Annotated in this window: 16 protein-coding genes; 11 read left to right on the forward strand and 5 right to left on the reverse strand. The window is 49.5% G+C overall.

Annotated elements, in window-relative coordinates:
• The first annotated feature begins 129 nt into the window (after window positions 1-129).
• From BN3772_RS13120 to mnhG, 7 genes are all read left to right on the forward strand, one after another.
• Complete coding sequence (locus BN3772_RS13120; protein WP_042199914.1) at window positions 130-738, forward strand: adenine nucleotide alpha hydrolase family protein; 609 nt, start codon at window positions 130-132, stop codon at window positions 736-738.
• A gap of 67 nt (window positions 739-805) precedes the next feature.
• Window positions 806-3,676: a Na+/H+ antiporter subunit A gene (locus BN3772_RS13125; RefSeq protein WP_042199915.1), complete on the forward strand. Its 2,871-nt coding sequence runs from the start codon at window positions 806-808 to the stop codon at window positions 3,674-3,676.
• Window positions 3,676-4,011 (forward strand): Na(+)/H(+) antiporter subunit C, encoded by a 336-nt coding sequence (locus BN3772_RS13130; protein WP_042176267.1) that lies wholly within the window; start codon window positions 3,676-3,678, stop codon window positions 4,009-4,011. The genes BN3772_RS13125 and BN3772_RS13130 overlap by 1 nt, the downstream gene beginning before the upstream one ends.
• On the forward strand, window positions 4,008-5,552 hold the full coding sequence (locus BN3772_RS13135; protein ID WP_086074560.1) for a Na+/H+ antiporter subunit D: 1,545 nt from the start codon (window positions 4,008-4,010) through the stop codon (window positions 5,550-5,552). Before BN3772_RS13130 ends, BN3772_RS13135 begins: the two co-directional genes overlap by 4 nt.
• Window positions 5,494-5,973: a Na+/H+ antiporter subunit E gene (locus BN3772_RS13140; protein WP_042199917.1), complete on the forward strand. Its 480-nt coding sequence runs from the start codon at window positions 5,494-5,496 to the stop codon at window positions 5,971-5,973. Before BN3772_RS13135 ends, BN3772_RS13140 begins: the two co-directional genes overlap by 59 nt.
• On the forward strand, window positions 5,970-6,263 hold the full coding sequence (locus tag BN3772_RS13145; protein ID WP_042176271.1) for a Na(+)/H(+) antiporter subunit F1: 294 nt from the start codon (window positions 5,970-5,972) through the stop codon (window positions 6,261-6,263). The genes BN3772_RS13140 and BN3772_RS13145 overlap by 4 nt, the downstream gene beginning before the upstream one ends.
• Window positions 6,238-6,618, forward strand: coding sequence for a monovalent cation/H(+) antiporter subunit G (mnhG, locus tag BN3772_RS13150; protein WP_042176273.1), 381 nt, complete (start codon window positions 6,238-6,240; stop codon window positions 6,616-6,618). The genes BN3772_RS13145 and mnhG overlap by 26 nt, the downstream gene beginning before the upstream one ends.
• Before the next feature lie 108 nt (window positions 6,619-6,726).
• Here the strand turns inward: mnhG and BN3772_RS13155 are convergent, their stop codons facing one another.
• On the reverse strand, window positions 6,727-7,971 hold the full coding sequence (locus BN3772_RS13155) for an MFS transporter (protein ID WP_042199919.1): 1,245 nt from the start codon (window positions 7,969-7,971) through the stop codon (window positions 6,727-6,729).
• Window positions 7,972-8,174: 203 nt separating this feature from the next.
• Here BN3772_RS13155 and BN3772_RS13160 point away from each other — a divergent pair, with 203 nt between their 5' ends.
• Window positions 8,175-9,278 (forward strand): metallophosphoesterase, encoded by a 1,104-nt coding sequence (locus BN3772_RS13160; protein WP_042200021.1) that lies wholly within the window; start codon window positions 8,175-8,177, stop codon window positions 9,276-9,278.
• Between the two features lie 51 nt (window positions 9,279-9,329).
• On the opposite strand, the gene BN3772_RS13165 is transcribed toward BN3772_RS13160, so the two are convergent.
• Complete coding sequence (locus tag BN3772_RS13165; protein ID WP_209443647.1) at window positions 9,330-10,019, reverse strand: DUF975 family protein; 690 nt, start codon at window positions 10,017-10,019, stop codon at window positions 9,330-9,332.
• 321 nt (window positions 10,020-10,340) lie between these two features.
• Between BN3772_RS13165 and BN3772_RS13170 the strand changes: the two genes are divergently transcribed.
• The 3 genes from BN3772_RS13170 to BN3772_RS13180 all read left to right on the forward strand — a co-directional run bounded on the left by BN3772_RS13170 (window position 10,341) and on the right by BN3772_RS13180 (window position 14,089).
• Window positions 10,341-12,314 (forward strand): methyl-accepting chemotaxis protein, encoded by a 1,974-nt coding sequence (locus tag BN3772_RS13170; RefSeq protein WP_042199922.1) that lies wholly within the window; start codon window positions 10,341-10,343, stop codon window positions 12,312-12,314.
• Window positions 12,315-12,522: 208 nt separating this feature from the next.
• Window positions 12,523-13,209, forward strand: coding sequence for a TetR/AcrR family transcriptional regulator (locus BN3772_RS13175; RefSeq protein WP_042199924.1), 687 nt, complete (start codon window positions 12,523-12,525; stop codon window positions 13,207-13,209).
• The gene (locus BN3772_RS13180) at window positions 13,202-14,089 is read left to right on the forward strand and encodes an alpha/beta fold hydrolase (protein WP_244444736.1); all 888 of its coding nucleotides are present in this window, start codon (window positions 13,202-13,204) and stop codon (window positions 14,087-14,089) included. The genes BN3772_RS13175 and BN3772_RS13180 overlap by 8 nt, the downstream gene beginning before the upstream one ends.
• A 30-nt stretch (window positions 14,090-14,119) precedes the next feature.
• On the opposite strand, the gene BN3772_RS13185 is transcribed toward BN3772_RS13180, so the two are convergent.
• The 3 genes from BN3772_RS13185 to BN3772_RS13195 are packed head-to-tail and all read right to left on the reverse strand — an operon-like array spanning window position 14,120 to window position 16,405.
• Window positions 14,120-14,830, reverse strand: coding sequence for an ABC transporter ATP-binding protein (locus BN3772_RS13185; RefSeq protein WP_042199926.1), 711 nt, complete (start codon window positions 14,828-14,830; stop codon window positions 14,120-14,122).
• Between the two features lie 11 nt (window positions 14,831-14,841).
• Complete coding sequence (locus BN3772_RS13190) at window positions 14,842-15,603, reverse strand: ABC transporter permease (protein ID WP_042199928.1); 762 nt, start codon at window positions 15,601-15,603, stop codon at window positions 14,842-14,844.
• On the reverse strand, window positions 15,578-16,405 hold the full coding sequence (locus tag BN3772_RS13195) for an ABC transporter substrate-binding protein (RefSeq protein ID WP_052380496.1): 828 nt from the start codon (window positions 16,403-16,405) through the stop codon (window positions 15,578-15,580). Before BN3772_RS13195 ends, BN3772_RS13190 begins: the two co-directional genes overlap by 26 nt.
• Window positions 16,406-16,742: the final 337 nt, after the last annotated feature.

A 16,742-nucleotide genomic window follows, 5' to 3' on the forward strand; every position in this document is an offset into this window, starting at 1 on the left:
ATAGATATACTTTAAATATAACATTTAAGGGTTTAGAACAACAGAAAGGGGCCTTACGCCAGTAGGCTCCTTTTGTATTTCTTACCCATTTCACACAGGAGGGCGAAGGTCATTCATAAGGAAAAGATTATGGTATGTGTTCATTACGGTCCGCACGGAGAGCGGTTAATCCGGCGCGGTGTCCAGCTGTCTGAGCTTATCGGGGCACCACTATTTGTGCTTAACGTCGATAGTTCGGACAGTGATGAATATAATCAGAGCAAGGAAATGTTTATGGCTGTCTGGAAACGTCTGGCTGAAGAGGCCGGAGCAGAGTTTATGGTCCGCAAGCGGCGGGGCCGTAAGACTACAGATGTTATCGTTGAAGCAGCAGAAGAAAAAGAAGTAACCCAGATCATTATCGGCCAGTCTGCGCAGACGCTCTGGCAGGAGCTCACCAAACGTAATTTTGTTAATGAGCTGATCAGCAAGATGAAAATGATGGATTTGCATGTGGTTGCTGTCCAGCGGATGCGTGCAGGTCTGGAAGAGACACATGAGGAAGGCGTCATCTCTTATCTGGTGAAGAATGGCGGCGTGTATCAGCTCAGTGATGAGCCGGAAGGAACGGACTTCATCAAGGGTAAATATTTTCATGAGCTGCATACCGAATTTGAGAATGGCTTGTTCAGAATTGAGCAAGATGGTAAAGCAAGGTATTTGCATATCTGTGAAGGAACTTTGACTGATCCGCTGTAGCCTGCTTTTTCTTCTGGGAGTAAGTACCAATGTTCACAACCTAAATAAATAAGGTGGAAAAGGAGGCTTGCCTTTGCTGCATATAACCGTTCTTGTTCCGTTTCTGCTGGCCCTAATGATAGCGCTTCTACGCGGGAAGCTGCCCGGACTCCATAGAGGATGGCTCGTGTTTGCCGGACCGCTGGCGTTGTTCGTTTATTTTTTGACCCGCATACCGGTCATCAAGGGAGGGGATTCCGGATATGATATCATCTCATGGATTCCATCCCTTGGCATTGATCTGGTGTTCCACCTGGACGGTTTAAGTCTGCTGTTCACATTGTTAATTACAGGAATGGGTACGCTTGTCGTCCTCTATTCCATTTACTATCTGGACAAACGCAAGGAAGAGCTTACCCCATTTTATGTATATCTGCTGTTGTTCATGGGGGCCATGCTGGGAGTAGTGCTGTCCGATAACCTGATGGTACTGTACGGTTTCTGGGAGCTTACCAGTGTATCGTCATTCCTCCTGATTGCCTTCTGGCACCGCAGACAAAAGTCGCGGTACGGCGCGCTGAAGTCGATGCTGATTACGGTGTTTGGCGGCTTGGCAATGTTTGCCGGCTTCCTGATGCTGTATGTCATGACAGGCACGTTCAGTATCCGTGAAATCTGGAGCCAGGCCGAATCAATCAGCGGCCAGGCGCTGTTTATTCCTGCCATGCTGCTGATTCTGCTGGGCGCCTTCACCAAATCGGCCCAGTTTCCGTTTCATATCTGGCTGCCTGATGCGATGGAAGCACCGACTCCGGTCAGTGCCTACCTGCACTCGGCAACCATGGTCAAAGCCGGCCTGTATCTGGTCGCACGCTTCAGCCCGGTGTTTGCGGGGCAATATGAGTGGTTTTGGATTGTGTCGGGTGTCGGCCTGATCACCTTGATCTATGGATCGATCCAGGCGATGAAGCAGACGGACCTGAAGGCTCTGTTAGCCTATTCTACAATCAGTCAGCTTGGACTGATTATGGGATTACTCGGTATGGGATCAGCAGCTTCATTCTATACGGGTGAAGAGGCTGTGTTCTTTACCGCCGCAACAACGGCTGCGTTGTTCCATTTGTTCAATCACGCTATATTCAAAGGCTCCCTGTTTATGGTTGTCGGAATTGTCGACCATGAGACGAACACCCGTGACCTGCGCAAGCTGGGCGGTCTGGTCTCACTGATGCCGGTGACCTTTACAGTCGCGCTGATCGGCAGCTTCTCGATGGCAGGCCTGCCGCCGTTCGCCGGCTTCCTGAGCAAGGAGATGTTCTTTACTGCCGTTCTGAATATCCGGGAGCTGGATTTTCTGAGTATGCAATCCCTGTTTACGATTGTTCCGGTTGTAGCCTGGATAGCCAGTATATTTACCTTTGCATACAGCATGATTATGGTCTTCCATACCTTTTTCGGCAAATATCAGCCCGAGAAGCTGGATAAGAAACCGCATGAGGCACCGTTCGGGCTGCTGCTGTCACCCATTGTGCTGGCGCTGCTTGCCGTTGTCACCGGATTCTTCCCCAATATACTGTCGAAGACGCTCATTGTGCCGGGGATGAATGCAATTCATCCGCAAATTGCGGCGAGCTCCCCTTTTTACGTCAATATCTATTTCTGGCACGGGTTTAACACTGAGGTGTGGATGACGCTTGGTGTAATTATTCTGGGTGTTGTTGTGTACCGGGTTTACGGCCGGTTCAGTCTCGTTGACAGAGAATGGGGCAGGGGCAGAGGCATTACGCTGAACCAGGTCTATGACGGCAGTATCCGGCTGGTTGAACGGTCATCCCGTTCATTAACCGGGCTGTATATGACGGGCTCCATGCGGCATTATCTGATGTATATCTTTACTTTAATCATTATAATTGTTGGCGGCACTCTGCTGTACACAGACGGCATTACGCTCGGGCAAGGCGAGTATGCGCCGATTTCCTTCTTTGAAGTTGTTGCCGTGCTGGTCATGCTGACCGGCGCGCTGGCTATTCCGTTCGCCAAATCGAGAGTATCGGCGATTCTGCTGACGGGTATGGTTGGGTACATGGTGACGCTGCTGTTTGTCCTGTTCCGGGCACCTGATCTGGCGCTTACCCAGATGATTGTTGAAGTGGTGTCGGTTACCCTGTTCCTGCTCTGCTTCCGCCATCTTCCGCGGCTGGGGCGCGAGAAGGTCAAATTCCGGCTGAAGCTTCCGAAGCTGATCATTTCCATCGGATTCGGCGCTACTATGACAATGGTGGCACTGGCAGCTCTTGATAGCAGCCCGTTTGAATCGATCTCAAGCTTCTATACCGAGAACAGCTACAAGCTGGGCGGCGGCAAAAATATCGTCAACGTGCTGCTCGTAGATTTCCGCGGGTTCGATACCATGTTTGAAATTACGGTGCTGGGTCTTGCCTCGCTGGCAATCTACTCCATGATCAAGCTGAAGATTGAGCCGGACAACAAGCCCGCTGCCGTAAAAAGCATGTTCGACGATGTTAAGCCCCGCTATTCCCGCAGCAACGACGTGCTGCTGCAGTCCGTAGCCAAGGTGGCCTTCGTCATTATTATTACCTTTTCCCTGTATCTGTTCTTTGCGGGCCATAACAATCCGGGCGGGGGCTTTATCGGAGCCTTAATGGCTGCAGCGGCGCTTGTGCTGCTGGCCATTGCATTCGGGATGGACTTCGTAGAGAAGGTGCTGCCTGTCAATTACCGCATATTAATTGCGGTGGGCATTCTGATGGCGTTCCTCACCGGGATAGGCTCCTTTATCTTTGATGTGCCTTTCCTAAGCCAGGCGTTTGCTTACTTCGAGCTGCCGGTGATGGGTAAGACCGAGCTGACTACGGCGATGCTGTTCGATCTGGGCGTATATCTGTCCGTCATCGGTGTCACCATGAATATTATCTTTACGATCGGGAGGGATGACTGATGGAACTCCTTATTGCCCTGGCGATCGGTGTCCTGTTTACTGTTGGTGTGTACCTTGTCCTGTCTAAAAGCCTGCTCCGCATCCTGCTGGGCACAACATTGATTACGCACGGCGTCCATCTGCTGCTGCTGACTATGGCCGGACTGAAGACAGGTGCGTCCCCGCTGCTTGGCGAGAATGCCGATTCCTATGTCGATCCTTTGCCTCAGGCGCTTATCTTAACCTCGATTGTCATCAGCTTCGGGGTATCCGCGTTCTTCATCGTGCTGGCTTACCGGGCTTACCGCTCAGCCGGCATGGATGATGTAGAAGGAAGCAGGGGGGAGAGAGAATGAATAATCTGCTTGTAATGCCTCTGCTGATCCCTGCCTTAACGGCGGTAATCCTTATTTTTCTGAAGGATAGAATCGGCCTGCAGCGCGTAATCAGTGCTGTAAGCGGGTTTATAAATATTGCAGTAGCTGCCTTAATCGTCTACCAGGTGCATACAGATGGCATTCAGACGCTGTATATGGGCGGCTGGATGCCGCCATACGGGATCGTCTTTGTCGCTGACATGTTTGCAGCGCTGCTGGTTCTGACAACTTCAATAGTCGGAGCAGCCTGCCTGTTCTTTTCCTTTGCCAGCATCGGTGAAGAGCGGGAGCGTTATTACTACTATGTGTTCTTTCATTTTCTGCTGACCGGCGTATCCGGGTCTTTCCTTACCGGTGACCTGTTTAACCTGTTTGTATGCTTCGAGGTGCTGCTGGTCGCCTCCTATTCCATGATTGTGCTGGGGGGCACCAGGGTTCAGCTGCGTGAGACGTTAAAATACATTCTGGTTAATGTTCTGTCGTCCAGCCTGTTTGTAGCCGCCATTGCCTATCTGTATGCGGCGACCGGCACGCTTAATATGGCTCATCTGGCTGTGCGGGTGGCGGAAGCAGGTCAGGGCGGCATAATGAACGTTATCGCCGTGCTGCTGCTGCTGGTATTCTCACTCAAAGCCGGGCTGCTGCTGTTCTTCTGGCTTCCGGATTCCTACAGTGCCCCTCCGCTGGCAGTAAGGGCATTGTTCGGAGCTTTGCTTACCAAAGTAGGGCTATACGCCATTACACGCACGTTCACGCTTATCTTTATCCATGATACGGGGCTTACCCATTCCCTGATGGGCTGGATGGCCGGAGCGACGATGATTCTCGGGGCGGTTGGAGCGCTGGCATACAGCGATCTAAGCCGGATTTTCAACTATAACATTATTATCAGTGTAGGCTTTCTTGCTTTTGGCATATCTGTGCTGACCCAGGATTCGCTTAACGGGGTTGTGTTCTATCTGATGCATGACATGATTGCTAAGGCACTGCTGTTCTTCCTTGGAGGCATGATCCTTGCAGCCTCGGGAACCGAGCAGCTTAAGCTGATGGGCGGTCTGATCCGCAGGTATCCGTGGACCGGGTGGATGTTCTTTATTCTGACGCTTGCACTGGTCGGCGTACCGCCGCTTAGCGGCTTTGCCGGCAAGGTTATGATGATCCGCAGCGGTTTCGGCGGGATGCATGTAGCTCTTGCCCTTATCGCACTTGCATCAAGCTTTGTGGTCCTGTATTCGCTGATTAAAGTGTTCCAGGGAGTGTTCTGGGGCGGTGAACGTAGCGAAGAAGAGATTCGACCGCTGCATTATAAGGCTATGATGGCGCCGGCTGCCGTGTTGTTTGTACTCATAATTCTGATGGGAATCGGTGCCGAGACGGTGAACGGATTTGTAATGCAGGCTGGAGCCGTGCTTGCTGATCCGGCACAATACATTAACGCTGTCATGAAAGGAGTAGATCCAGATGGCCTTTCAAATATTATTGAACTTCATGATAGCGTTTCTGTGGATGTTCCTCAATAATGACTGGACAGCTTCCGGCTTCATCGTCGGTTATGTACTCGGCATTCTTGTTCTGTTCGGACTGCGGCGCTTCTTCGAAGGACGGCTGTATCTCGGCAAAGGCTGGGCTATCATTAAGCTGGCAGCCCTGCTTCTGCGGGAGCTGGTCGTATCCAGTTATATCGTGGTTAAGGCGGTACTGAGGCCGAATCTGGATATCCGCCCGGCCATTCTGATGTATACTACAGAGCTGAAGTCCGACTGGGAGGTCGCTGTACTCATCACACTGCTCTGTCTGACTCCCGGCTCGGTTGTGCTGGAGGTTTCCAAGGACAACCGTACCCTGTACATTCATGCAATGGACATTAAGGATGCAGAGCAGTTCAGAGACAATATCCGCAACACGTTCGAACGCGCGATTCTGGAGGTGTCCCGCTCATGATTCATTCTATACTCATGCTGTCTGTTTCGATTATGGTTATCTCCATCGGCATTTGTGCCTGGAGGCTGGTCAAGGGGCCGTCACTGCCTGACCGGGTTGCCGCACTGGACACCATCGGCATCAATCTGCTGGCTATGGTTGCCGTTCTGTCGGTGCTGTTCAGAACACAGTCCTTTATAGAATATATTCTGCTGATCGGGATTCTCTCTTTTATCGGAACCATGGCTTTTGCCAGATATATCGAAAGGAGAGTGGTGTTCGAGCATGGAGACAATCAAGACCGTGATTGAGCTGCTGTTTGCCCTGCTTATTCTGACAGGGGCGCTGCTAAGCGCCGTCAGCTCGTTTGGGCTGATCCGTCTGCCTGACGTTTATCTGAGATCGCATGCGGCAGCCAAAAGCGCTACGCTGGGTGTCCTGTGTGTACTAAGCGGCGCATTTCTCTACTTTGCTGTGTTTCTCGATTTCATCAGCGCGAAGCTGCTGCTTGGAATTGTCTTCGTCTTTATGACTTCGCCGTTGTCAGCCCACCTGACCGGGCGGGCGGCTTACCGGACTGGAGTACCGCTGTGGAACAAGCGCATTCAAGATGATCTGAAAGAGGTGCTGGAGAAGGAACGGCTCAAATCTGATCCTACTTCCTAGCCTCCTGAACAAAACAGGGATGTCTTCACGCCATAATCCGGCAGAGAAGCATCCCTGTTTTGTTGCGGAGAATATTTGTGCAATTGCTGTGATCAGCGGATTCGTTTTTCAGAGCGCAGTGACGTTGCTTTTGCTCCCGGTACGTTTCTGGTATAGGTGCAGCAGCATGTAGGAAACGACAAAGGCGGCTGTTACGAGCCATAGGGGAATCCGCGGGTCGAGCTTGTAAGCCCAGCCGCCGATGATGCCCGCAGGTGCGGTGAACAGCAGAATCAGCACGGACAGCATGGAGAATACCTTGGCCCGCTTGTCATCGTCTATGGCGTTCTGCACTGCAGCCTCCAGATAAGGCGAGCTAATCATCAGTCCTACAGCAGCCAGAACAGTGCTGAGCCCGATCCACAGCAGGCTGGAGGAAGGATAGAGTACCAGCATAACATTGGATGCTGCAGAAAGTCCAAAGCCGGCCATCATCGCGCGGTGAGCGGCCTGATCCGGAATTTTGGGCATAAGGAGCCAGAGCGTCACCAGCATAATGATGGAGGAAACCGCCGGGAACAGAGAGATGATGCCGCCGTTAAGCCGTAAATAGTCTGCCATATAGAGTGAGAGATACGTCGTCTTCAAGGTTGCCTGGAAGTTGAACAGGATGTACACACCAAAGACAAGCAGCAGGTTGCGGTCCGTTCCCAGCTCCCGGAAAGCGCCGCCATATATGGCCATGCTCTCCCTCAGTCCCAGCTCACGGGTCTCCTGCCGTTTACGGATACCTGCCTCAGTCTCACGTGTAGTCAGATGACGGCCGGTAAACTGAAAGGTCATGAAAAGAAAAGCAATTACATACATAATCCGCATGCCTGTAACCATACCGTACTGATTCACCAGCAGGCCGCCCAGCGGGGCGAACAGTCCTCCGATAACCCCGATGATCTGCAGCAGGGTGAATACATAAGTCCGGTCAGACGGTTTGGTGTCCTCTACGATAAGGCAGTAAAAGGCAATATGCGGCACACGCTGAAAGCCGTTGATGATGGCTGCAGCAACGAAAAACCACAGGTTCTGTGAAAAAGCCCATAACAATGTAGCTAAACTCCAGCTGAGCAGGTCGAAATACAGAATGGCGCGTTTGCGTCCCATGCGGTCGGTTAAATATCCGCTTAGCAGGGAAGAGAATACCTGCACGATCAGTCCGATGGTCGTAATCCAGCCGATGTTCAGCTCGGTCAGTCCCAGCTCGTACATATATAGGGTAGCGTAGGTGGAGAACATGCTGAACGGGATCAGAAAAAACGGTTCAAAGGTCAAGCAGCCCCGGCTGTTCCCATGCAGCCGCGGAAAAATAGTCTTTGCCATGAAGTCCTCCGGATAGTAGTAAGAGAGTAAGGTCCAAACTAGTAAACGATAATTAAAGAATATTGTCAACAGAGCAGCGGTTAGAATACAGGGCTGTATCCGCGGAAGTTGCAGGAGGGCTCGCAGTTACTGTAGACTTGATGAGGACGGCTGTTAAGTATGCTTTTAAAGCAGATATCACTCTAATTAGTAAGGTGGTTAACATGTTTATTATTCTCGGAATCGTATTCATTCTTTTGTACGCCGCAATCGTATTCTACATCGGGTGGAGCGGCTGGAGCTGGATTAAGCCCGTCGTATCAGCCAGATTCCGCCTGGTCTATATCATTCTGCTCGTCTTTTTGGCAAGCTCACTTATTCTATCCAGAGTAGTGGCCGGCTCAGCGGTGTTAAGTGTAATCGGCAGCTATTGGCTGGCCCTGTTCAGCTTGTCGGTACTGCTGCTGCCGATTATCCATCTTATTGTCTGGCTAACCAAGCTGTCACGTCTGCCGCGCCATACCGTCCAGAAATGGTCGGGGATAATCACTTTGCTGCTGCTGGTAGTATTGATAGGCTTCGGCAGCTTTAACGCCTTCAGTCCGGTTACACGCTCCTATGATATCAAGATTGACAAGCCTGGTCCGGAGAGCGGTCAGCTGCATATTGTAATGGCTTCTGATATGCATTTCGGGTATCTGTCCGGAGCAGGACATGCCCGGCGGATGGTTAAAGAGATTAACGCGTTGAAGCCCGATATTGTACTGCTGCCAGGTGATATTATAGATGATGATATCGTACCTTATAAGAATAAAGGGATAGGGGATATTCTGTCGGGGATTAATGCACCGCTGGGAGTCTATGCCTCACTGGGGAATCACGACCGGTTCAACGGGGAGATTCAAGAGCTGATCAGCCTGCTTGAGGAGAGCGGGATGAAGGTGCTCTATGACGAGGCAGTACAGGTTGGTGACTGGCTGACGCTGGTTGGCCGGAAGGATTACAGTGATGATGAGCGGGCAGACCTGGCTGCTCTGACGCAGGAAATAGACCGGTCACAGCCGGTAGTGATGCTGGAGCACCAGCCGGTCGAATTGGGTACCGCAGAGGAGCAGGGCATGGATCTGATGCTGTCGGGCCACACCCACCGCGGTCAGATCGCACCGGCTAACCTGATAACCTCACGGATATTTGAAAATGACTGGGGTTACCTGCAGAAGGGGCAGATGCACTCCATCGTATCTTCAGGATATGGGTTCTGGGGACCTCCGATCCGGATTGGGTCACGCTCAGAGATTGTATCCATACATGTGACGTTTGCTGAATAACAAGAACAGGAGGCAACTGAGAGCTGCCTCCTGTTGTTTTTTCACTGTCCATCATTTGTAGTAGGGTGTTTCCATCACATTGAGCTCATACTCTGATGTCAATCCTCCAGCAAGCGCATTGTGACGCAGATCCAGATACAGCTCTGCTTTGGTCGCATTGATATAGGGCTGCACAAACAAGACACCGACCCCCAGTGCCAATAATCCCAGCAGAACCCAGCCAAGGAAGCTTAAATCAAGGACGAACATGCGGAACTTATGACCGTGAGTCATTTGTCTGCTTAAGTCGACTGCACGGCTGTACCCGATATGCGGATTGTCTGCGAGAATGTACGGTACCTGACTGTACGAATATGATTTTATGATACCTGGAATGATCAGCAGCAGGAACCACAGGAATAGTAAAAAGTTTCTCCAGAGCATCGTGGCCACAACCGCCCAGTAGCGGTCCTTGTTAAATGCGTAACCAACATTCCGCATGCTGACTTCACCTTCGGCTGACCGCTTAAAATAGCGCTGTGCACCGACTATCAGGGGAGAACTGATCAGGATGCCAAAGGCGATGCCGACCAGAACAATGATAATAATAAAGAACAGCGCGATTAGCAGGAAGGGGGCGAGAAACCCCCAATCAATGCTGTTAACAGAGTTATGCCATTCATACCGGTCTGATGATCTCAGATTTTGGCTGGCACTTGGAATACCTGAACCTTCCCCGAGAACAATCAGGATTAAGCTCACTACAAATGCCTTCCAATAAGAGGTGCGGAGGACATTCTTAGCCCTTCGTTTTAGATCTGCACGTTCCCACATAATAAAACCTCACTTTGTATGTATAATATTCTTCGTCCTACCATTGTTACCATAAAATATATTCCAACACAAATTTAAAAGTACAGTGAGCGCTGCTGCATATGCGGCATTCTGTGTTCATACCGGGCTAATATACTGAATCTCAGGATTGTTGTGGTGAATTTATCTTCTTCAGATGAAAAAAGTAATGAAAATATCAGAAAATCCGATATATTAAGTGATGAAAAAGATTGTAAAAGGGGAATGTATGTGAATCTGAAGACGAAAGTGATCATCCTTGTAACATCGATTTGTATTATTCTGGCGGCTCCGCTAAGTACCTTTTCATTGTTTCTGCTTCAAAAGCAGACACATGATGCCATTGATGAACAGCTCAAAAGCACTGTGCAAAAAGCCGTTGCCGAGATAGAAGGCTGGGCGCAGATCAATGCTAAAGTGATTGAAACGCTCGGCACAGTCATTGAACAGACAGTACCGCTGGAAGACATCGGCATGGAGCATTTGCAGGCCTTTCAGCTGCCGGAGAACAAACAAGATATCGCTACCATTTATTTTGGCCTGGAGGACGGAACCTATATGGATGGTGCAGGATTTATTCCTGACGCCTCCTTTGATGCGCGTGAGCGTCCCTGGTATTTGGCCATTAAGGCAGCTGATAAGCTGACCATAAGCGATGCTTATACAACAAAAGCCGGAATTCAGTCTATATACATAGGGGTTCCGCTTCATGATCAGAACGGCGGGTTTAAAGGGGCTATGGCGGAGAATATCTCCCTTGATTCCATTAAGACGCGGATCAGCTCCATAGAGACGGACAACGGCTTTACTTTTTTGCTGGACCGAACGGGAGTCGTTCTTTCCCACCCGGAGCAGGAGCTGCTGAATAAGCCGCTGGCTGAACAGCCCGGTTATGCCGGTCTTGCCGAGCAAATGCTCAAGCAGCCTTCAGGGCATTCTGAATATGTGTATAACAAGAATGACCAATTAATCTATTATGAACAGATTCCGAGTACCGGCTGGGTTATAGGAACCTCTATTTCCGAAAAAGAGGCATTTGCCGAGCTTGTATCCACCCGGAAGCTTTTGATTAGTTTAGTCGTCCTGTTCAGTGTCGTATTAGCTGCAGGCGCCTATTTATTCGCCCTAAAAGCGTTAAAGCCGTTGCTTAATATGAAAAAAAGTGCTGAGCATCTTGCGGCCGGTGATCTGACTGTACGGGTACCGGTGAAGGGGAAGGATGAGATCGCCCAGCTCGGATTATCCTTTAATGCAATGGCAGGCTCCCTGCGGAATCTCATAGCTCAAGTGAATCAATCGGCGCAGGTTGTCCAGGATTCTTCCAAAATCATGTATAAGGATGCTCTGGGCAGTAATGAAATTGCCGGACAAATCTCGGCAGTAATTGACGATATTGCAAATGGGGCTTCAGAGCAAGCCGAGTCGATCCAGTCCGGTGCAGAAATGGTAGCGGATATCAACGAGGTTATTGATCAGATTGTGGAAGAGGCCAGACATGCTAGTTCTAATATTATGGATGTAAATCAGGCAATGGAGAGCGGTGTCGGGGCAATATCCCGGCAGAATGATCTGGTACAAGCCGGACAGCAGAACACCGGGCGGGTTGAAGCCGCTAACGGGCTGCTCCTGGACAAAATCAATGAAATATCCTTCATCACGAATAGCATTCAGGCGATCGCAGCCCAGACAAATTTGCTTGCGCTGAATGCTTCCATTGAGGCAGCACGGGCCGGAGAGCATGGCAGGGGCTTTGCCGTCGTCGCCGGTGAAGTCCGCAAGCTGGCTGAACAGTCCTCCCATTCGGTAACCGGTATTGATCAGCTGCTTAAGGATCTCAATGAGGCCGGACGGCAAAGCGCCGGCGAGCTGGAACAGCTCCGCGTAAACAGCGAGTCTCAGCTGAGCTCAATGGAAGAGACATCAGAATCATTTGACCGCATACGCAAATCCGTTGAGGACATCATTGCCAAGCTGGGCTTTATAGCGGACGGCATGACCGAGCTGAAATCCGGATCAGGCCAGGTATCCGACGTGATTACAGGTCTGGCCGCTGTTGCCGAGCAGAGCGCAGCCTCTACAGAAGAGGCGGCTTCCTCAACAACAGAGCAGACTGCAACAATAAGCGCCATTTCAGACACCGCTAAGGAGCTGACCATAAATGCGGAGCAGCTCATTCAGGAAATAAATAAGTTTAAGACACAATAATAGATGAGAAATATGTAAAGCAGCTGACCCGGTTAACGGAATCAGCTGCTTTTGCTGTTTAACTAGGTTTATTAGCAGGTACTGCGGTCAAGGTCATTATTTATAGCAGAGCAGGCTGTAAATTTCGTCTTTACTAACTAACACCCGTTAGTTATACTAGGGACAATAGGATTAATTTAGCAAAATATAGAAATGGGAGATTTATTTTATGAATACGGTTGATGTATCGGGGATATTTGTTGATACGACAGGAGTGTTGATCGGGAATCAGAATAAAAATTTGATTCTAAAAGTTGCTATAGATCTCTTTTCTCAAAAGGGATATAATGCCGTTTCGATTCGTGATATTACCAGAGAGGTCGGGATTAAGGAAAGCTCTCTGTACAACCATTTTAAGAGTAAAGCATTCATTCTGGAGACGATTTATTACAACTTTAGGATGGACATAGCAAAAATTATACCGCCGCAGGATAGGCTTGATTATATTACGGGTGCTATGAATATAGAGTTATTTTTGACACAGGGGTTTCATAATTTTCTGGAGCATATCCAAAATCCGGAGACGGAGAAAATATGGCGGATTATCTATCTGGAACAAGTCAGGGATGATGTTGCGAGGGCAATCTATCTGAACAATATTGTTGCAGGTATAACGGATAGTATGACAGAGGTGTTTGAAAAATATATCGCTCTTGGTCAAGTCAAGCCGTACGACCCCCGAATGCTCTCCATTCAGTATCAGTATCCTTTGCTTCAAATGGTTAACTCCTTTATTCTATGCAGAATTGACGGACAGGAAACTGCAGGAGTTGAACAAATGATGGTGAAGCATATTCATTTTTTTCTAAGCATGTTCCGCAAGGATATAGAAGAGGGAGGGTTGCTGAGTGTATGAAGATCATCAAGTAATTTCAATCTACAGGAAGGCAGGCAAGCCTGATAGAGTGATGGAGGCTTACGATAATACGCTGCAGCTGTGGAAAGTTCAAGTTGAGTCTAAATATATTTCCACCTCTTTTGGTAATATCCATGTTCTTGTGGCGGGACCGGAAGATGGCGAACCAATGGTTCTTCTGCATGGTTTTGGATTCAGTTCGACAGTCTGGCTGGATACTATTGAAGCAGTATGCACTTGTTACCGGGTGTATGCAATTGATTTTCCCGGTGATATTAACAAAAGCATTTCAACCCGGCCGATTAAGAGCAAAGAGGAATGTGCAGCATGGTTTGCTGAGGTACTTGATGGGCTGGACATAGATAGGGTTCATGTATGCGGACATTCTTTTGGCGGATTTATAGCTTTGGTGCTTGCAGCCCGGTTATTCTCACGTATTCAAAAGATAATTGCCTTAGCCCCGGGCGCAAGCCTGCAGCCGCAGAGTAAAGAATTCTTCATACGCTCCTTATTTGCAGGATTAATGCCCACAACAACAAGGTTAACGAAATTTATGGATTATATGACGGGGAAAGGGAACAGCGTAAATGAGACAATCAAAAACCAGTTCATAACGGGTATGCAGCATGCGCTGCCCCGGACCAGATTATTTGTATCCTGCCTTAACGATGATGAATTACAGTTAATTAGCAATCCTGTCTTACTGATAATAGGGGATCAGGATATCCAGTATAATGTAAATAGAGCCGTTGAACGGGCTAACAAGCTGATACATAACATTGAAGCCTCGATTATTCCCCGTACCGGGCATGGGCTTCCGCTAGAAAGACCTGAATTAGTGAATGATCTAATACTGGAATTCTTGGGGCGGAAGCCGTAATGCAACAGTACTATGTCCAATTATATGATGCTATTGCGCATCCAGCAGCTGATCCAGAATATCAGTCCGGGCCAGCATCAGCTCCTGATCCTTCAGGGAGCGGCTGCGCTGCGGCGTGTTAATCTCAATGCGTTTTACAATTCTGCCGGGATGCCGGGACAGAATCAGAATTTCATCGCCCAGCAGCAGGGCTTCGTCGATGTCGTGAGTTACAAATACGATGGCGCATTGCCTTCGTTCCCACAGCACAATCAGCTTGTGCACCAGATCAAACCGCAGATGATAGTCCAGGGAATGAAACGGTTCATCCATCAGCAGTGCATTGCCTCCATGATAAAAGGCGCGGGCAATTGAACAGCGCTGGCGCATCCCGCCGGACAGCTGATGGGGATAATGATCCTTGTAGCCGGAAAGGCCGACCTCATCCAAAAAGCTGCTGATTTCCGCCCGGGCAGCAGCGGGCTCGTTATCCCTCACAAAACCAATATTCTCGCTTACCGTAGACCATGGCAGCAAACAATCCTCCTGAAAAACATAGGAGAGCTTCAGCTTGGGGCTGGTAAGGACGCTGCCGGAATCGGCGGCTTCCGTCTGCGAGAGGATATTTAGCAGTGTTGATTTGCCTGCCCCTGACGGACCGAGCAGGCATATTATTTTGGACGGCAGCAGGGTAAGGTTAATCTTCTCAAGGACCGGTACTCCGGAATAGCATTTGGATACATCTTGCAGTGTTATAAGCATAAGACCCATCCTTATTTGTTCAACTGAGCGGGCAGACTCACTCTGCTGCGGAACAGATACATAATGCACCGCTTGATTACATTCCAGAAAACAGCCATGAACAACGCCAGGGCAAATACACGGCTCGTTTCCAGATTCGTTCTGGCATCGGACAGCAGGCTGCCGATGCCGTCGGTGGAGGTTAGCAGCTCAGCCATCACGGCGAGCTTCCAGCCCAGACCGGCTGCTGTTATCATCCCGGACTTCAGATGGCTGCTGAGTGAAGGCAGAATGATATGCCGCAAGACCTTCTGACGGGGAATGTGGTATACCTGGGCCATCCGCAATAATTTGCTGTCGATGGAGGCAAAACCTTCGTGCAGATTAACAACCAGAACAGGTGTAGTAGACAGTACAATAATAAAAATAGACGGGACATCCGTAAGACCGAACCAGATAATAGCGATGCCCAGCCAGGCGATTGGCGGGATGGACTGCATCATATCGATTACAGGCTCCAAATAGGGCTTACAGCTCTTACGGAGTCCAATCAGCAGACCCAGGCTCCCGCCCAGCAGCAGCACACAGATCATTCCGATAATCAGTTTCTTAAGAGTCCGGTAAACAGCGTAATAGAATTCCGGGTCACCCAAATAATGCAGGAAGGTCCGGATAGTCTCCAGCGGCCCGGGCAGGACGAAGGGGTCCATCTGCATAGCGGCTATTTGCCACAGCAGGCAGATGGCGAGCAGGGACAGTCCCTTTTTGCTAAGGCTGGTAATAGAACTGTTCATCGGGAAGCTTGCCTCCAATGCTGTCCTTGCTGTAATTCATAAGGGTCTGATAATAAGTGGCCAGAACCTCCTTGCTGTCAGAAGCGGATGCGAAGGCCAGGGCCATGTGGGGGATTGCCTGTTCAACAACAGCTGCATCCAGCTTGAAGTATTTGTTGGCTAGTGCACCTGCTTCCTTGGGATTATCGAGTGTCCATTCCAGCGCTTTCTGATATTCCTCCTGGAAACGGGCAACCAGCTCAGGCTGGCTTGTAAGGACGGATTGTTTAGTGGCAAGGCCGGCGTTAGGCAGATCCGTGCTTAAACCGGTGACCTGCTGCCATTCTTTTTTATAATCCACGATGGAGCGCACCTGGTCATTTTTCATTTGAATCGCGGTAATCTGCGGCTGGATACTAACGATTGTAGAGGCTTTTCCAGACAGCAATAATTGGGCACCCTCGGCAAGCTGGGTATACTGCAGGTCTATATCTATTCCGGGTTCAAGCCCGTTCTGCTTCAAAAAGGTCTGTGTAATATAATCAACCGGTGAGGATTTCATCGGTACATAGAGCGTTGTTCCTTTGAGGTCAGCCCAGCCCTGCACAGCAGGATCTGTAGTAACCATGTCCATTACAGACCATGTGTTAATATTCATCAGAGACAGGTCCATCCCTTTATTGTACATAACCACGGCATTATTCAGCGGCAGGGCGAGGAAGCTGACTTTCGTATCGTTTGCCAGGGCAGTAAGCGTATCGATAGATTCCCAGGCCTGAAAATTGATGCTGACGGAATCGCCCAGTGCTTTGGATTCAATCATTCGTAGTATCGGTAAGGAAGGGGGAGAAGGCGGGCCGGCGACTGTAATGCTCATTTGTTCTATGGGAGCGGCCGTAGGTACGGCAGCAGATTCGGCTGTTTGAGGTTCCTTTTGCCCGGCACAGGCACTCAAAATAAAAGTTAAGCTTAACAGGAGACTGAAAATAATAGTGCATGAAGATTTACGGTTCATAGTGGAATTCCTTTCAAATCATTATTTTGGCTGAAAAAGGGTTGTTGTCCCTTTCAGATTATGCACAGGGTAGAGCAACTGTAGCCTCCTTGTTTCATCAATATGATAATGAGAATCAATATCATTTGTATTAGTATAGCAGAGT

The sequence above is a fragment of the Paenibacillus camerounensis genome (genome assembly GCF_000723885.1).
In the GTDB taxonomy this organism is placed as follows: Bacteria; Bacillota; Bacilli; order Paenibacillales; family Paenibacillaceae; genus Paenibacillus_AQ; species Paenibacillus_AQ camerounensis.

Bases quoted from the DNA above. Each gene is read 5' to 3' on its own strand.
- BN3772_RS13120 (WP_042199914.1), top strand. From the start codon at position 130: ATGGTATGTGTTCATTACGGTCCGCACGGAGAGCGGTTAATCCGGCGC.
- BN3772_RS13130 (WP_042176267.1), top strand. From the start codon at position 3,676: ATGGAACTCCTTATTGCCCTGGCGATCGGTGTCCTGTTTACTGTTGGT.
- BN3772_RS13135 (WP_086074560.1), top strand. From the start codon at position 4,008: ATGAATAATCTGCTTGTAATGCCTCTGCTGATCCCTGCCTTAACGGCG.
- BN3772_RS13140 (WP_042199917.1), top strand. From the start codon at position 5,494: ATGGCCTTTCAAATATTATTGAACTTCATGATAGCGTTTCTGTGGATG.
- BN3772_RS13145 (WP_042176271.1), top strand. From the start codon at position 5,970: ATGATTCATTCTATACTCATGCTGTCTGTTTCGATTATGGTTATCTCC.
- mnhG (WP_042176273.1), top strand. From the start codon at position 6,238: ATGGAGACAATCAAGACCGTGATTGAGCTGCTGTTTGCCCTGCTTATT.
- BN3772_RS13155 (WP_042199919.1), bottom strand. From the start codon at position 7,971: ATGGCAAAGACTATTTTTCCGCGGCTGCATGGGAACAGCCGGGGCTGC.
- BN3772_RS13160 (WP_042200021.1), top strand. From the start codon at position 8,175: ATGTTTATTATTCTCGGAATCGTATTCATTCTTTTGTACGCCGCAATC.
- BN3772_RS13175 (WP_042199924.1), top strand. From the start codon at position 12,523: ATGAATACGGTTGATGTATCGGGGATATTTGTTGATACGACAGGAGTG.
- BN3772_RS13185 (WP_042199926.1), bottom strand. From the start codon at position 14,830: ATGCTTATAACACTGCAAGATGTATCCAAATGCTATTCCGGAGTACCG.
- BN3772_RS13190 (WP_042199928.1), bottom strand. From the start codon at position 15,603: ATGAACAGTTCTATTACCAGCCTTAGCAAAAAGGGACTGTCCCTGCTC.
- BN3772_RS13195 (WP_052380496.1), bottom strand. From the start codon at position 16,405: ATGATTGAATCCAAAGCACTGGGCGATTCCGTCAGCATCAATTTTCAG.